The 15,427-nt window shown below is 54.0% G+C and carries 14 protein-coding genes; 4 read left to right on the top strand and 10 right to left on the bottom strand.

Annotated elements, in window-relative coordinates; genetic code table 11:
• Positions 1 to 63 precede the first annotated feature (63 nt).
• Both J2I48_RS03525 and J2I48_RS03520 read right to left on the bottom strand, forming a co-directional pair.
• Positions 64 to 825 carry an MBL fold metallo-hydrolase gene (locus tag J2I48_RS03525; RefSeq protein ID WP_207334010.1) on the bottom strand — a complete coding sequence of 254 codons (762 nt, stop codon included), beginning with the start codon at positions 823 to 825 and terminating at the stop codon, positions 64 to 66.
• A gap of 29 nt (positions 826 to 854) precedes the next feature.
• On the bottom strand, positions 855 to 1,235 hold the full coding sequence (locus J2I48_RS03520; RefSeq protein ID WP_207334009.1) for a response regulator: 381 nt from the start codon (positions 1,233 to 1,235) through the stop codon (positions 855 to 857).
• Between the two features lie 239 nt (positions 1,236 to 1,474).
• Here J2I48_RS03520 and J2I48_RS03515 point away from each other — a divergent pair, with 239 nt between their 5' ends.
• Positions 1,475 to 1,912, top strand: coding sequence for a WapI family immunity protein (locus tag J2I48_RS03515; RefSeq protein WP_207334008.1), 438 nt, complete (start codon positions 1,475 to 1,477; stop codon positions 1,910 to 1,912).
• Positions 1,913 to 1,927: 15 nt separating this feature from the next.
• Here J2I48_RS03515 and J2I48_RS03510 read toward each other — a convergent pair whose 3' ends face one another.
• From J2I48_RS03510 to J2I48_RS03490, 5 genes are all read right to left on the bottom strand, one after another.
• Complete coding sequence (locus tag J2I48_RS03510; protein WP_207334007.1) at positions 1,928 to 2,632, bottom strand: LytR/AlgR family response regulator transcription factor; 705 nt, start codon at positions 2,630 to 2,632, stop codon at positions 1,928 to 1,930.
• Positions 2,629 to 3,705: a sensor histidine kinase gene (locus tag J2I48_RS03505; RefSeq protein ID WP_207334006.1), complete on the bottom strand. Its 1,077-nt coding sequence runs from the start codon at positions 3,703 to 3,705 to the stop codon at positions 2,629 to 2,631. The genes J2I48_RS03510 and J2I48_RS03505 overlap by 4 nt, the downstream gene beginning before the upstream one ends.
• A complete protein-coding gene (locus J2I48_RS03500; RefSeq protein ID WP_207334005.1) occupies positions 3,702 to 4,793 on the bottom strand; it encodes a DUF4932 domain-containing protein in 1,092 nt (363 codons plus the stop codon). Before J2I48_RS03500 ends, J2I48_RS03505 begins: the two co-directional genes overlap by 4 nt.
• 129 nt (positions 4,794 to 4,922) lie before the next feature.
• Positions 4,923 to 6,242, bottom strand: coding sequence for a glycoside hydrolase family 30 protein (locus tag J2I48_RS03495; protein ID WP_229375793.1), 1,320 nt, complete (start codon positions 6,240 to 6,242; stop codon positions 4,923 to 4,925).
• A 226-nt stretch (positions 6,243 to 6,468) separates the two neighbouring features.
• The gene (locus tag J2I48_RS03490) at positions 6,469 to 6,981 is read right to left on the bottom strand and encodes a DinB family protein (protein ID WP_207334004.1); all 513 of its coding nucleotides are present in this window, start codon (positions 6,979 to 6,981) and stop codon (positions 6,469 to 6,471) included.
• Positions 6,982 to 7,291: 310 nt separating this feature from the next.
• Between J2I48_RS03490 and J2I48_RS03485 the strand changes: the two genes are divergently transcribed.
• Genes J2I48_RS03485 through J2I48_RS03475 form a run of 3 tightly spaced genes read left to right on the top strand, consistent with a single transcriptional unit; the run spans position 7,292 to position 9,933 of the window.
• A complete protein-coding gene (locus tag J2I48_RS03485; RefSeq protein WP_207334003.1) occupies positions 7,292 to 8,650 on the top strand; it encodes a hypothetical protein in 1,359 nt (452 codons plus the stop codon).
• A 57-nt stretch (positions 8,651 to 8,707) separates the two neighbouring features.
• A complete protein-coding gene (locus tag J2I48_RS03480) occupies positions 8,708 to 9,301 on the top strand; it encodes a hypothetical protein (protein WP_207334002.1) in 594 nt (197 codons plus the stop codon).
• Positions 9,302 to 9,306: 5 nt separating this feature from the next.
• Positions 9,307 to 9,933 carry a hypothetical protein gene (locus J2I48_RS03475; protein WP_207334001.1) on the top strand — a complete coding sequence of 209 codons (627 nt, stop codon included), beginning with the start codon at positions 9,307 to 9,309 and terminating at the stop codon, positions 9,931 to 9,933.
• On the opposite strand, the gene J2I48_RS03470 is transcribed toward J2I48_RS03475, so the two are convergent.
• The 3 genes from J2I48_RS03470 to J2I48_RS03460 all read right to left on the bottom strand — a co-directional run bounded on the left by J2I48_RS03470 (position 9,934) and on the right by J2I48_RS03460 (position 15,424).
• Positions 9,934 to 13,647 (bottom strand): PAS domain S-box protein, encoded by a 3,714-nt coding sequence (locus J2I48_RS03470; RefSeq protein WP_207334000.1) that lies wholly within the window; start codon positions 13,645 to 13,647, stop codon positions 9,934 to 9,936.
• 120 nt (positions 13,648 to 13,767) lie between these two features.
• Positions 13,768 to 14,142, bottom strand: coding sequence for an MGMT family protein (locus J2I48_RS03465; protein WP_207333999.1), 375 nt, complete (start codon positions 14,140 to 14,142; stop codon positions 13,768 to 13,770).
• A 25-nt stretch (positions 14,143 to 14,167) separates the two neighbouring features.
• Positions 14,168 to 15,424, bottom strand: a complete 1,257-nt coding sequence (locus J2I48_RS03460) for an NAD(P)/FAD-dependent oxidoreductase (protein ID WP_207333998.1) — start codon at positions 15,422 to 15,424, stop codon at positions 14,168 to 14,170.
• Positions 15,425 to 15,427 lie beyond the last annotated feature (3 nt).

Here is a 15,427-nt window from a genome sequence, read left to right as displayed (position 1 = left end):
AGTCCGTGGTACGCCCGCGCCGAGACGTCGGACCGCAGCAACAATCCGAAATCCCAAATCCCTTCACAGTTCAATCTGAAGCCCATCGTAGCCCAGGCGTACGCTGGGGGGCAGGGTTAGGTTCACCTCGCGGTGTAGGCCCATCTGGTGGCTGATGTGGGTGAGGTAGGCCCGTTCGGGTTGGATGCGCTCGATCAGCGCGAGGGACTCGTTCAACGCAAAATGCGACAGGTGTTCTTCGTGGCGCAGGGCGTCGAGGATCAGGATACGGGTACCGTATACCTTTTCCAGTTCGGCATCGCTGATGGAATTCAGGTCGGTGAGGTAGGTGAAGTCGCCGATGCGGAAGCCATACACGGGCAGCTTGTGGTGCATTACCTCAATAGGAATGATCTGGATGCCCGCCACGTCAAACGGCTCATTGTCAATAACGTGCGTTATAATCCGGGGAATGCCGGGGTATTTGACTTCGGCGAAGATGTACGAAAATTCGCGCGCCAGCTGCGCCAGCACGGTAGGGCGGGCATACACGGGCATGTCTTTCCCCGACCGGAAATTATAGGCCCGCACCTCGTCGAGGCCCGCCGTATGATCTTTATGTTCGTGGGTGAACAGCACCGCGTCGAGGTTGAGCAACCCCAGCCGCAACACCTGCTGCCGAAAGTCCGGCCCGGTGTCGATTACGATGCTCGTATTGCCCACCTGCACGTGCGCCGACGTACGCAGCCGCTTGTCCCGAAAATCGACAGAGCGGCACACGGCGCACCCGCAGCCAATCAGCGGAACGCCCGACGAAGTGCCCGTGCCGAGGAGGGTAACAATCATAAGGGTAGGCAGTGCCCACTGCCCACTAATTACTTATCTGTTAGTTGATTAACCACTTCCACCAAGCGGTCGAAGTTGAGGGGTTTCACCAGGACGTCGTTGAAACCGGCGGCCTTGAACTCCTCTTCGGTGTAGTTGCGGGCGTTGCCGGTGATGGCCACAATGGGCACCGACGCTTTGGCGGCGTTGGGCAGGGCACGCACTTTTTGTACGCACTCCATACCGTCCATGACGGGCATGTTGATGTCTAGCAGGAGAATGGAAAAATCTTCTCTGTCAAGAATTTGCATGACCTGTTCGCCATTTTTAACAGCCGTGATGTCGTAGTTCTGAAACTCCAAAATCTTCTTGGCTAAATTCTGGATCACAGAACTGTCTTCGGCAATTAATACGCGTTTTGAGGTTGCCATGGGGTGCTAAAGGTTCGTTTTCAGACGGTGAAATTAAGGCAAAAAGGCAGACTATCACCCACGGCAAACCAAAATTACCCCGCAAAATAGATGCCGACAACTGTAGGAAATGTAAGGTTTCTAACGTAGTTTTATCTCCCAAAACGACTTGTTCTATAGGCATTTATATAGGCTAACTAGCTGGTCTACACAGCGGTCCTGATCGTGGCGGAACCTTCCTCTTTTATTCCCATAAAGCGATGAAACTGACCGGACCACAAGGCGAATTTGAGTTGAACGTCATTGACTATGAATACTCCGACGCAGCCCAATTCTTGAAACGCAACTGGCTTATTGTGAGCATGGTAACGAGTCAGGGCGATCAGCAATCGACGCGTACGCTCACCCTGCTCTCGACCTGGGAACTAGAAATGCTCCGCGACTGGATGCAGTCGGTGGTAGACAAAGCAAACCCGGCACCCCGGCTCACGTTTATCGACCCTACGCTGAGCTTTAGCAATTTTTCCGACAACAAAGACCATTACCTGTTTCGGATTGGTCTGGCCAACGAAGCCACGCCCAACTGGCACGCCGACAGCAAGCCGTTCTGGATGCCCCTTACTCCCAACCGCGACGAACTGATTTTGGCCATCCGCGACCTCGCCACGCAGCTCGACAAATTCCCCGTGCGCGAGTAAGCCTTTTGGTCACGTTTACAGCATCCTGTGGAACGCCTCACGATAGGCATCACCCACGGGAATAACAGTGGTGTTGCCGCTGCTGCCGTTGATAACAATGCGGTTGCGTTCCACGGTATGGATGTGAGCCAGTGCCACGATAAACGATTTGTGTACCCGCACAAATGCGGGTGCAGGCAAGGCCTTTTCTAAACTGGCAATGGTTTGGCGGGCAATAATTTTTTCCGTCGGTGTGTGCAACAGCACATAATTCTGTAGCCCTTCAACATACAGAACCGCTTGCAGGTCAACGCGTTGCATCTTATGCTCTGTTCTTACAAACAGGTATGGCCGGGCATCGGTCGGGGCAGGGGCGGCGCGTAACTGGCTTTGGGCTTTCTGCACGGCCCGGTAGAATCGCTCAAACGAAATGGGTTTCAGTAAATAGTCAATTACGTCGTGCTCGAACCCGTCGAGGGCGTATTCGGCGTAGGCAGTGGTCAGGATCACCCCGGCGCGGCCATGCAGCGCGTTCATGAACTGAATCCCCGTTAGCTGTGGCATCTGGATATCCAGAAAAACAAGCTCAGCCGTACGGTCAGTTACCCAGCTTAGCGCGTCGAGGGGGTTGGTGGTTGCCCCAACGAGTTGTAAAAACGGCACTTTTGACACGTAATCGGTCAGGATATCAATGGCCAGGGGTTTATCATCGACCACCAGGCAGCGCATAGGCGGGGTCATAAGTCGAGGTGGAGCTTGACGTAGTACTCGTTGGGGCCATCAGTCACCTGCAACGTGTGGCGACGGGGATAGAGCAGGTCGAGTCGGCGCTGCACGTTGGCCAGACCAATGCCCCCCGTATGGTCTTTTTGCTGGTGATTTTTGGCATTGTGCAGGCTGAAATCCAGCGTTGTGTCGGTCAGGTCCACGCGCAACTGAATAGGCTGGTTCGGGTTGTCGACTATGCCATGTTTAAACGCATTTTCAACAAACGACACCAGCAACATGGGCGCGATGATCTGCCCATTGAGGTAGCCATGCAGTTGATAGTCGACGTACAGGTTGTCCTTGCTGCCAATGCGCTGTAGGTCAACGAGTCCGTTTACATAATCTATTTCTTTGGCCAGCAGCACCCGGTCGTGGCGGGCTTCGTGCAACACGTACCGGAGCAGTTCCGACAGTTTGAGTAATGCGCCCGGCGCGGCATCTGATTTCTGATACACCAGCGCGTAAATGTCGTTGATGGTATTGAACAAAAAATGCGGGTTCAACTGCGCCCGCAAAAAGGCCAGTTCGGCCGCCGTCTGCGCTTGCTCAGCCTCACGACGGCGGCGCTCGTTGATAAAGTTTCGGCGAAAAAATGCGTAGAGCAGGCCGTAGATGATGTAATCGAAATAAAAGCCGACGCTGTTTTGCACAAACCAGCCCAGCGTAAACGAGGTGTTGCGGTGGTAGTTGTCAAAGCCGAGAATGGGCTTGAACAGGTAAAATTCCAGCCCGTAGCGGAACACCGTGATCGCTGCCAGCGTAACGAGCAGCCCCAGCCCGGCCTTCCCAAACGACCGCCAGCCCAGCGGCCCCGTCAGCAGCGGTTTGGCTACCAGCCAGATAGACAGGTAGAACGCCAGCACACTGATGAGCATGTAGCCAACGCCCAGCAACCAATAAGTAGCCACGGCCGTTTTGGCCACCGGGTAGGTGGGCCTGCCATACATGTCGGCCACGTCTTTGACCGTCAGCAACGTCCAGACAAGCCAGTGAACAAGCCATTCGGGCAAGGTCAGGCGTTGCGGCAGGTGGCTTCTAACGGTCATCGGTTAGTGCGTTCGGCAGTGGGGTATTTTTGGGCTAAGTACGTCAGGATTTCGGGGAAAAATTGCTCGAAATTCCGGTAGGTTGTCTGGCCGGTATACTTCGCCGAAATCACGTCGGCAATGTCGCCCGCATACTGAAAATCACTAACGATTTCCTGCGCGGCCTGCTTACGGGTTTCTTTGGGGCTGCGGTGCTGCCGGAACAAGGCAATGACAATGCCACGCACCAGGTTTTCGTCGAAACAGTGCTTCCAGGTGCTGATATTGTTGCGATTCATGCCCTGATCGCCTTTGTTAAACAGGTAGCTAAGCTGCTCAATGTCAGCAGCGTACTTTTTTTGCAAGGCGTTGGTATAGATGTGGTTGCCCTCGTGCCAGACCACATTGACCGACTCGGCCCCAATGTCAAAAACGGGCACACCCGCGTCGGTCGATTCGCGGTTGAAGAATCCAACGTTGTAAACCACGTAATCGGCATAGCGCGGGTTGAGGGTTTTGGGCATGATCGCGTGGGCACCCCAGCTGTTGAGTGGATCGAGGCAAATGGTCCAGTTGGCGGCTTTGGTTTGCGTGCGGTAGAACGAGTCGAGTTTGACAACCAGCCCCTGCCGGGCGAAATTTTCTTCCACGGGTTTGGCCCAGGCAGCGTAGTCGGCACGGTGTTTCTGGAAGAAATTCCAGAAATGAGTGTCCTCGTAAAACTGCTTGCAGAGCCGCATATAGGCCTGAATGGTGTCTTTACCATTCATTGCATACCAGTTAGCCTGTTCGGGATAATGAATGCGTATGTCTGGGAAATTGTCGAAGCAGTAGCCCAGTTCGGGCAAGTCGGAGTATACCTTTTTCAATTGCCGCGCCTGTTGCACCGCCGGGTGGTTGGCATAGGGCGTAAAATACGTCTCTACTTCTTTGGCGTAGGCCGATTTGTTGGGCATCGGGTATTTGCCCGCCAGCAATTGTACCACCGTAAACAACTCAATACCCGGATGCACCGTAGCCGTAAGCCGACCAGGGGCCACAGGGGTTGACTGCGCCAACAACAGGATGGGCAAACAGCTGATAATAAGACTGTTGATGAGCAGTTTCATGGCGATTGCGTAGCGCGGTTTAGTGTTCATCAAACCTACAATCGTGCCCCATGCCACACCAAAACCGATTGACCAACGCGCAACTTTCCGTGACCAACGCCCATTTTCTGGCTCTGCTAGCCTGCTTTCTTACCAAACATACGTCCCCACGGCTCCGGCGGGCAGCGTGGTCTGCACGGTCTTGCTGCCAAATTTGATTGTGAAGGTCTGGCTACTGCCGTTTTCATTCTGAACCAGCAGCACTTTGTTGCCATTGGGCGCTTTAAACGCCACATTCGAGAGGCCGGTCAGGTTCGATGAGGCAATTCGGACCGAGCCGGGACGCACAAACTTGGCCGCGTGGGCAATGATGTAGTACGACACGTTGCGCGTTACGCTGGCCCCGATAGTCAAGGCACCCAGGCACTCGGTACACCCGCCGTCGGTATGCGGATTCAGGGCGGGGTCTGAGGCCAGGTTCCATTCCAGCACGTTGCGGCTCCAGTTGCGGGTAGCTCCGATGAGCAGGTTCTTTACGTGCCACGCCAGATCGCCCGAAAAGCTACCTTTTGAGCCGGTCCACTGCTCGGTGAAGTAGACATGCTTGTCGGGATATTGGTTATGTACGGGCGTGAGGGCATCAATGCGACCCGAATACAGATGAAACGCCGAGCCATCGACGTATTTGCGGGCATCGGCGTCGGCCAGGATGGCGAGGGGGTAATCGGTGCGGTCAGCGTTGTGGTCGTAGAGGATAATTTTGGTGGTGATACCCGCTTTTTGGAACGCCGGCCCCAAGTTCTTTTTAATAAATACGGTTTGCTCGTCGGCCTGCATCAGCAGACTGGGGTTGTTGTAGGGGTTCAGCGGCTCGTTTTGCACCGTAATGGCGTCGATGGGGATGCCTTCGGCCTTCATACCCTGGATGTATTTGACGAAATAAAGCGCGTAGGCATCGTAATAATCGGGTTTTAGGCTCCCTCCTTTCGAGTTGCCGTTGGTCTTCATCCACGACGGCGGCGTCCAGGGCGATCCCAATATTTTGATGTCTGGGTTGATGGTCAGAATCTGTTTCAAAATCGGGATCAAATCCGCACGCTCTGGGTCGAGACTGAATTTAGCCATGGTCAAGTCGGTCTGCCCGGTGGTGAGGTCATTGTAGGTAAAGACCCGGTCGCTCAGGTCCGACGCGCCAATGCTGATGCGTAGGTAGCTGATGCCAATACCGTTGCCTTCGGGCGAAAACAATTCCTGCAGCAGCGCCGTGCGGTCGGCGGATTTAAGCTGGTTCAGGAGTATAGCGCTGCCGCCCGTGAGCGTAAAGCCAAAGCCGTCAATGCCCTGAAACGTCTGTGTGGTGTCGACGTCGATCACCGTACCGGAGGAGGTGGCGGTGGTGCTAAACACCAGGCTGCTGTTCTGTTTTAGAAACAGCTGACTCTGGTCAGGCGTGGTGACGTAAAGAGCCATGTCTGACTTGACCACCACGGGCGGGACTACCACCGGCGGCACGGGCGTGGACTGTCCCCCCGACGATTGGCAGTCGGCCACGAACCAGCCACTCATACTAATCAGAAACAGGGTAAGAGCTAGTTGCTTGGGCAGGTAAAAATTGTTCATGGGCAGGGTTGACTTACAGATAGTTAGAGGGGTTAAAATCGTACCACGGACTGAGTGTCCTCGCTTAATATCCGCGTTACGACAGGTACCGATCCCGCACCACCCTGGCGTGGTGCATGGGGTGCCCAACCAGCACAAATCCCAAGGCCAGCACCGACATCGTTTGCCCCGCGCAGATGCCCGTTCGTTGTAGCATTTCCTCGTCGAAACTACGGTACATAGCCAGCGTGGCTTGCCGAACGGCATCAAACTCAGCGTACAAATCAGGAATAGTCCGGCGCGATGCGTGGGCTGACCGGGCAAAGTCGTCTTCCTCAAAGCCAGGCAGTGACGTACTGTCGGCACGGGCAAAGCGCAGGGCGCGGTAGGCCATAATGCGCTCGGTATCAATCAGATGCTGCACAATATCCTTGGCCGTCCACTTGCCGGGTGCATAGACAAAATCGCCCAGACCCGTCATGGTCTCGGCGGGCAATACGCTTTCCAGCGATGCCTGTTGTTCCAGCGCGTCGAGCAGATCAACATTCGGAACCAGGTTAATGTACCGGTCGAAATACCCCGGCATTACGGTGATGGCGGTTTTGTTCATGGGTGGGAATATACATTAATATAGTTAAATGCAATATTATACTTAAGTATTATTACTAAGACACAACATAAAATCATCTTTTGTTACTATTAAGTCACACAAACTGCTTACCGTTTAATAAAGAGTAAGTTGATTCACTATTATTACCATATTTAATACCTACACTTGTCAGGCCGCATCGGATAGCACTAGCGGTGAGTGAATTAATAACTGGTAACTACAAAACAACTAATCATGATGAAAAATTACCCCCCCCCCCGCGTTTTGGTTGCACAGATTTGCAACCATCCTTTTTGGCTTAGCTTGCCTGTTGATAGTTCCTATCTCATGCAAAGAGCCAGTTCTTGTTGAGAACGAAGTGTCTGCTGAAGCCAAACAGGAAGAGATGCTAAAGATGATGTCTTTGGCAAGTACTTTACTTGAAAAAGTGGCTCAAAGTGAGCCTGCTCGGCAGGAGTTGGTTGACGCAGCCCTTGAACGAATTTACGGCAGTCAAGATGTCCTGTTTCGCGACCTGTTCGAGTCAGCACCAAAGGGTGCGCGGGCGTCTCAATTGAGAACTAGCAATTTTCGGTCTGCTTGGAGTACAGCCAAGGCGGAGTTAGCTGCTGACTCAAAAGCTAGGGGTGCTTTTGGCAGTGAACTGAAGGTGTTAGAAAAGTGGTTAGCCGACAATCACATCGTGGCCTGGATGCCCATGTTTTCTATCTTGAAGCAGTTTAACATACCTATCAATGACATTACCATTACGTATCATCCATTGATACAGGATTCTGTTAGCACTGGTGTCAGGATAAATTTAGCTGATGGTAAGCGGTCCACTGTTTCAAAGGTGAACAAAAGATATGTAGATGACCATCCAACATGGGTGATTATGCCTGCCGAGAAATACGAAGGCAAGTATACCGTAGAGCAACCAAAAAGCGCAAATGGGCGCAAAAGGTTAGATGACCTTACACCAGTAGGCAGCCCGTTGAGCCCTAGCATTTACAAAAACTGCCAGACGATAGATAACAACTGGATTGTCCAAACAAAGTTCTTTCAATATAGACTAATAACTGACTGGGACCCAGAGCTCTTTGGTGGGGACTCCGAGGTTACAATATTGAGGGCTTCAGCTGATGGAGGCGTTATAAATACCGCTAATGGCTTTTTGCCCGGTGGGGCAACTTACGTGATTTGGGAGAACGTTACGGTGCCATATGATGACATTCAACGAATGCGTTGGGGGGATTTGTGGTACTCAAATCAATATACTACCGATCTTGACGACAATTGGAAAACAGTCGAAGCCGAGCAGAAGATTCTGATTTTAGACGATGATACTGGTTCATTGAAATTTTCGGGCGAAGTTGGAGCGGGTTGGTCAGGTACGACTGTATCAGCCACTGCAAAAATTAATGTCACGTATGATGACGTTCGAGCTCACAATAACGGCAACATCAAATTTTACAATCCGATTGATCGCTGTTCTTATTTCGCAACAGCAAATAAGGACGGTGGTAATGGGCTAACACAGCCGGAGTCACAACAGGTACGTATCGTGAATGTGTTCAACTTCCGTCTTACTTTCCCATACACAGCGGGAACAAGAAGCCCCGGCTGGCGGATCAATCAGGTTGACGGGTCCTACTATTACTTCCCCATGAAGTTTATTCAATTGCCTTAAATGATAAAACAATGGCTATTGTGTACGCTCCTGGTAGTCTGGGGGCGTACGCTCCTTATGGCACAAAGCGATACCCTAAACAGAATCAAGCATTCAATAGGTGTAGAGTATGCCCGCGTCTTCTTTAGTCGAGGCGACATATGGGGTGATGCCTTGCGTATACAGCATAACGTTAGCTTCGGCAAGCAACAATTAATCAACCTGCAAACGTCGGTTGGTATGTTGCAGAAGCAGCGTTACAGTTCAGAGGCTGGTTTTGGAAGTGGATTGCAAGCCGCTTATTATTCATTTGATCTTGGGCCGAAACTAAATATTGGATTATTAGGCAGCAAAATTTCGTTGATGGCTGGATATGCATGGCTTTGGGGTAATGAATTACAACCTGGCTATGCTGTTGGAATAGTCAAACCCGGAGATGCGGTTTACTTTTTAGTAGAACCTCGTGAACCGGCAGCCATATTTGTGAATAAGTTGTATGACGGCCCTGCTTTACAAATGCAAATAGCGGTTCCATTAAATGAACGTTTTAGCATAGCCGTGACCGGGCGAACGCTAATCGTTTATACAAAAGAACAGCGAGATCAGTTTTTTACAGCACGCATCAACAACATGACGGCTTCCTTGGGTATAATGGCGCAATACGCGTTCTAAAATGTATGGGAAAGCTGTTATTTGCTTCGAGCTTGTTTATGCTAAGCTTGACGGGGCAAGCGCAAGTTTGGTCTATTCAGGGTACCTATAATCGTATTGGTTTGAGTACATATCGAACGGTAGGAAGTTCGGTGGGATTCCAAACAGCTTATCAAGTTAACCGTTTGATTAGCCTGGAAGCGTCAATTGGCCAGACATCGGTTGGCAGTCTAACAAATGACTTCAAACAAGCCCTGCAAAATGAACTATTTCAAAGTTGGGATCTTCGTCTGGGCGGGTCAGTTATAGCTCCATTAAACAGTCGCCGTATTATGGCTGAGTTTACGATTGGTAGCTCCTTACGATTAGCTACAGAGTACTATCCCATCCAATTATACTTTGAAAGTGTGCCTGATGGGGGAGGTACGGTAAAATTTGCTGAGGGCAGGTATCTGGTTCAATTCGAGGTCAACAACAAGTATTATGTTGGTGTTTATACTAAGGCATCCTTTGGATTCAAGTTAACCCCCGCCTGGTCATTACAACTACCTATTATTGCCGAAACATCGCTGTTTCAATCGGCCAGAGCCATACAGGCATTCAGTGTGGGGCTAGGTGTGCGTCTTACAATAAAGCCACCTCATACAGAGTAATCACGGTCTCGGTGTGGCCATAAACTCATCGAAGGCGGCTTTCAGCGCGGCAAGTTCCTGGGCTAACTGACTGGTATCCTGCACCTTGAGCTTCCCCTCGGCTTCGCGGGCGATGCGGGCAAGGCGGGCCACGCCTACGGTGCCGGCGCTGCCTTTGAGGGTGTGCAGATGGCTTTTCACCGTGGCAATATCGCCCGCTGCAAAGGCCGTCAGCGACTCCTGCACCAGTTCGGTAGCCTCGGTCACAAAATCGTCGAACACGCTTTCCACCAGTTCCGCCCCGCCAATGTCGCGCAGTTGCTCCAGAATGTCGAGGTCAATCACGGGCACGTCGGCGTAAGGGGCGAGGAGCGTAGGGCTTGGAGCAGCGGGCATAGAGTTTAGAGGTTGAGCATTGGAGGACCAATTCTCTGCTCTCTGCGCTCTGCTCTCCCCTCCCTGCCCGCTGCCCGCTGCTCTCCCCTCCCTGCTTTCTCCTCTCTGCTCTCTGCTATCTGCCCTTTGCTCTCCGCTCTTCTTCACCAACTCACTCACCTTGGCAATGAGGCCCTGGGCGCGGATGGGCTTGGCAATGTAATCGTCGAGGCCCTGGCTGAGGAAGCGTTCGCGGTCTTCACGCATGGAGTAGGCGGTCATAGCCACAATCTTGGGCAACGCTTTCCCGTGCTGGTCGCGGAGGTGTTTGGTGGTCTCCACACCGTCCATGTCGGGCATCTGGATGTCCATAAAGATCACGTCGAAGGGCGTTCCGCCGGGGGCGTAGCTGGCCGTTACTTTTTCGATGGCTTCGGGACCGCTGGCCGCGTTGGTGACCACGCAACCCGCCTTACGCAGTATTTCGCTGGCCACTTTGCGGTTCACAATGTTGTCGTCTACCAGTAGCACAATGGGGTTGTAGTGGGTGAAAAAGTCCGTCACCTTCATATCGGCGGCGGCTTCGGCGGGACTTTGCGTGGGACTGATGGCTGTTTCTTTCACTTCGACGGTAAACCAGAACGTGCTGCCCATGCCCACCGTCGACTCTACGCCCACTTCGCCTTTCATGAGGCTGGCCAGTTCTTTCGAGATCGACAACCCCAGCCCCGTACCGCCAAACGACTTCCGCGACGAGGTGTCTACCTGGCTGAACGAGTTGAATAGCAGGCCAATGTTTTCGGGCGAAATACCAATACCCGAATCCTTCACCTCAACCTTGATCCGATTGAATTTTCCCCGCTTGCTCACCAGCGATGCGGCCACTTCTACGGTGCCATTCTCGGTAAACTTCAGGGCGTTAGACGTCAGGTTAGACAAAATCTGGAGCAGGCGCGTCTGGTCGGCAATGACAAACTGCGGCAGGTCGGGCGCGAGGGTGTAAAACAAGCGGTTGTCTTTGGCGTTGGCCTGCTGCCCGAAGAGTGCAATGAGCTTCTCGAACACTTCGCCCAGAGCCACCGGCGCTTCGTGCAGCACCATCTTGCCCGCCTCGATCTTCGACAGGTCGAGAATGTCATTCAGGATGTTCAGCAGCGTTTCCGACGACCGGCGGATGGTGCGGACATAGTCGCGTTGTTCGTCGTTGAGCACGGTGTCGTTGAGCAGGTCTACCATGCCAATCACGCCGTTCATGGGTGTACGAATCTCGTGGCTCATATTAGCCAAAAAGCGCTCTTTCACCTTCAGCGACCGTTCGGCTTCGTCTTTGGCTTTCACCAGTTCAGCCGACTGCCGTTTCAGTTCGGTGATGTCGCGGGCCAGGGCGGCAATGACCGAATAGCGGCCGTCTTCATCTTTCAGCAGCAGCATGTTAAACATAAACTGCCGTTCGGTGCCGTCTTTGCGGCGCAGCGTGGCCTCGAAATTCCGTAGCGACCGCGTCCGTACAAGCTTAAACAACGCCCGCCGGACCACGCTGGGGTCCACAAAATACTGGAGGGCATTCTGCCCCAGCACCTCGTCGGGCATGTAGCCGCTACGTTTAAATACCGACGGGCTGATCATGGTGATACGACTCTGCCGGTCAACGCGCACGTAGATGTCCTGGAGGTTTTCAAAAATGCCCCGGAACTTCTCTTCACTGCGCTCAATGTTCATCTGCGCACCCTTCCGCGTGGTGATGTCGCGGGCAATGCCCGACACTTCTTCGATGACCCCGCCGGTGAGCAAAATAGGGTTCAGGTGCAGTTCCAGCCAGGTTTCTTTGCCGCTCAGGTCAAACCGCATCTCGAAATTCTGCGGTTGTCCTTTAAACGCCAGCCGGTAACGTTCATCGAGCATCTTCCGGTTTTCTTCACCCACCGTGATCCAGTTTTGCTGGTGCGTCAGTAGGTACAGCCGGGGTTGTTCGCCCGTTAGCTGCTCAATTAACCGGGCGTAATTTTTGTTGAATGACGTCAGCTGCATGGCCTTGTTGGCCGACCAGATCAGGTACGTGCTGCTGTCGAAGATGGCGTTGAGGCGGGCGGTTTGCTTGTTCAGGGCGGCCTCGGCCTGTTTGCGGGCAATAGCCAGGGCCACTTGTCCCGAAATAAATTCGAGCAGTTCCAGGTCGCGCGGGCCATACAAGCTGGCATCGTCATATGATTTCACACCGATGATGCCCGTGATCTCGTCGCCAATGCGCAGCGGAGCCGTGAGCATTACCTTGGGCTGCTGCTGCCCGTAGAGGTCAATCTGGTGTTCGTCGGCCAGGCGCAGGATGTCCGTATCGTAGAGAAACAGCGGTTTGTTGGCGTTGATCGTGTATTCGGTCAGGCCACTGCCGAGGCGTTTTTTGGTAAACCGCACACTCCCCTGAAACGACTCGTCGACGTAGTACGGGAAGGTGAGGTAGCGTTTGCTCTGGTCGTAGAGGGCAATGAAAAAGTTGCTGGCGTCAATGATGTTGCCCAGTTCGCGGTGTACGCGCTGGTAGAAATCGTCCAGATTCGGCGTGTTCAGCGTCCAGGAGGCAATACTGTAGTACAGCCGCTGTGCCTTCTCCGACCTGATTTTCTGGGTAATGTCGCGCAGGATGCACCGAAACGCCGTGGGTTTACCCTGGTCATAGCGGCAGTTGACGCTGCCCGACAAAAACACAGTGCGGCCGTCGCGGCTCCGGAAAACGGTCTCGAATGAGGGGTTGGGTTCGCCTTCCTGCACGCGTTGCAACCGGTCGATGGTGCTCTTTACATAGTCGGGGTGGAGCACGTCGCGCAGGGTGAGTTGGGCAATCTGATCGGCGCTGTAGCCCAGCAAATCGCGCCAGGCTTTGTTGACGAAAATGAACTTGCCATCCAGCGTAATGAGCTGAATCAGGTCGCTCGTGTTATCGACCAGGTCCTGCAATTGGGCGTTGGTGTTGCTCAGCGCCGAGGCCACCCGCCGCTTGTTGGTCAGGTCTTCGCCGATGATGGTAAACGCATCAGGCCGCCCCCCGGCTCCCGTGGGAATAAACGAGTTGATGTGCACGTTACGCGTCGACCCGCTGCGCGTAAGCAGCTGGACTTCACGCGATTCCGGAAAACCACCGCGTTGCAGCGCCTCGCGGAAAAGCGTTTCCAGCGTAGGCCGGTCGTCGGGTGGCACGAGCACATCGAAGAAGTTCCGGCCAATAACATCGTCTATCGACCAGGCTGTAACGCGCAGGGTATAGGGGTTCACATACGACACCGACCCGTCATGCTCGACGGTAAGGCCGATGAGGTTAAGCTGGTCAACGGTATGACGAACGTCGAAGGGTTGGGTAGTGGTCATGAGGAAGGGATTTACGATGTACGAATTACGAATTACGATTTATTGCTGTCGCACTCCTTTGCTGTAGAGCAAACCCATGCGACAGCAATAAATCGTAATTCGTAATTCGTACATCGTAAATCAGTTCAGTTCTAGAGAAGGATCCCACAGCAGTTCTTTAAACCCGACAACCTGATCATTTTCGACGTGGATGCCTTCGGCTTCGAGGAGTTCCTGCATACGGGTAGGTGAGCCAAAAAAGTTTTTGCCCGACAGCACGCCGAGGCGGTTAATGACGCGGTGGGCGGGCACGTCTTCGCGGGTATGGCTGCTGCTCATGGCCCAGCCCACCATGCGTGCCCCCGCCCGCAGGCTTAGGTACTGCGCAATGGCCCCGTAGGTGGTTACGCGCCCCCGTGGCACCTGCCGCACCACGGCATACACGTCCTCGAAATAATCGCGGGGTGGGTCAGCCACCAGCCCGTCGGGCGTAGTGATCTTGCGTTTCTCGGCCATAGGTAAAGATACCAAAAACGGATGTTCAGGCAAAGCGATTGAGCCGGAAGCCGCTGATATCCATACTGCTGGTGGCACCGCCGATTAGTTCGCTGACGAGCTTGCCTGTGGCGGGGCCAAGACTCAGGCCCATCATGCCGTGGCCCGTGGCCAGCACCACATTGTCGTGCCGTTCCGAGCGACCGATGTAAGGCAAGCCATCGGGGGAACAGGGCCGCAGGCCGCGCCAAACGGTGTCTACGGCGGGTATACCCACTTGAATATCAGGATAGTACTTATTAATCGACTGCACAATGCCCCGCACCCGGTTCATGTTGACGGTCAGGTCGGTACCGGCCACTTCCAGCGTACCGGCAAAGCGCAAGTCATGGCCCATGGGGGTGGCCGTGGCGCGGGCTTCGAGCATAATGGCCGGTATCTGCACGTTGCCCATCACATTGCGGAGCATGAAGCTGTAGCCCTTGCCACCCTGCAACGACAGGCTGATGCCCAGCAGCCTGGCCAGCTCCGGCGACCACACCCCGCCCGCTACCACTAGTTCGTCTACATCATAGGCCCCCGCGCTGGTCTGCACCGATGTAATCAGCGACCCGGTCTTACGCGACCCGGTCTTGCCAAAGCCCGTTACCGCCTGCCCGTCCAGGATGGTGACGCCCACGCCGCGCAGGTACGCCACCAGTGAGCCAATCAATTCGTTGGGGTTCAGGTGCGCGTCGCCGGGGTAGAGCACACCACCGCGCACGTCGACGCGGGTGTGAGGTTCCATGTCCTGAATCTGCTGACCCGTAAGTACCTGAGCATCAATACCAGCACGGTTGGCCACGTCGGCTTCTTCGGCCATGTCGTGCTCGGCGGCGATAGTCTTGTAGAGCATCAGCAGGCCCCGCTCCTGCCACTCAAAGGCCAGGTCTCCATTTGCGGCCAGGTCCTGATAAAGCCGTTTACTCAACAAACTCAGGTCGCGAAGTTGCGGGATGGCCCGCGCCACGTGTTCGGGGGTGGCGTGGCGGTAGAAGAGCCACCCCCAGCGCATGAGGTCGGCACTGAGGCGGGGCTTGACGTAGAACGGGCTGGTCGAGTTCAGCATCCAGCGCATGCCTTTGGCAATCATGCCCGGCTGCGCCAGCGGCACAATGTGGCTGGGCACAATCATACCGGCGTTGCCCGTAGAGCAACCGTCGCCCAGCAGGTTTTGGTCGAAAATCGTGACTTGATACCCCGCCTTCTGCAAATAATACGCCGAGCAAAGCCCGATGATACCCCCACCAATAATGCCGATCATGTT

This window comes from Fibrella aquatilis, from assembly GCF_017353255.1.
Lineage (GTDB): Bacteria > Bacteroidota > Bacteroidia > Cytophagales > Spirosomataceae > Fibrella > Fibrella aquatilis.
This window is presented reverse-complemented; position numbering and strand designations above follow the sequence as displayed.

Bases quoted from the DNA above. Each gene is read 5' to 3' on its own strand.
- J2I48_RS03525 (WP_207334010.1), bottom strand. From the start codon at position 825: ATGATTGTTACCCTCCTCGGCACGGGCACTTCGTCGGGCGTTCCGCTG.
- J2I48_RS03520 (WP_207334009.1), bottom strand. From the start codon at position 1,235: ATGGCAACCTCAAAACGCGTATTAATTGCCGAAGACAGTTCTGTGATC.
- J2I48_RS03515 (WP_207334008.1), top strand. From the start codon at position 1,475: ATGAAACTGACCGGACCACAAGGCGAATTTGAGTTGAACGTCATTGAC.
- J2I48_RS03510 (WP_207334007.1), bottom strand. From the start codon at position 2,632: ATGACCCCGCCTATGCGCTGCCTGGTGGTCGATGATAAACCCCTGGCC.
- J2I48_RS03505 (WP_207334006.1), bottom strand. From the start codon at position 3,705: ATGACCGTTAGAAGCCACCTGCCGCAACGCCTGACCTTGCCCGAATGG.
- J2I48_RS03500 (WP_207334005.1), bottom strand. From the start codon at position 4,793: ATGAAACTGCTCATCAACAGTCTTATTATCAGCTGTTTGCCCATCCTG.
- J2I48_RS03495 (WP_229375793.1), bottom strand. From the start codon at position 6,242: ATGGCTCTTTACGTCACCACGCCTGACCAGAGTCAGCTGTTTCTAAAA.
- J2I48_RS03490 (WP_207334004.1), bottom strand. From the start codon at position 6,981: ATGAACAAAACCGCCATCACCGTAATGCCGGGGTATTTCGACCGGTAC.
- J2I48_RS03480 (WP_207334002.1), top strand. From the start codon at position 8,708: ATGGCACAAAGCGATACCCTAAACAGAATCAAGCATTCAATAGGTGTA.
- J2I48_RS03475 (WP_207334001.1), top strand. From the start codon at position 9,307: ATGGGAAAGCTGTTATTTGCTTCGAGCTTGTTTATGCTAAGCTTGACG.
- J2I48_RS03470 (WP_207334000.1), bottom strand. From the start codon at position 13,647: ATGACCACTACCCAACCCTTCGACGTTCGTCATACCGTTGACCAGCTT.
- J2I48_RS03465 (WP_207333999.1), bottom strand. From the start codon at position 14,142: ATGGCCGAGAAACGCAAGATCACTACGCCCGACGGGCTGGTGGCTGAC.
- J2I48_RS03460 (WP_207333998.1), bottom strand. From the start codon at position 15,424: ATGATCGGCATTATTGGTGGGGGTATCATCGGGCTTTGCTCGGCGTAT.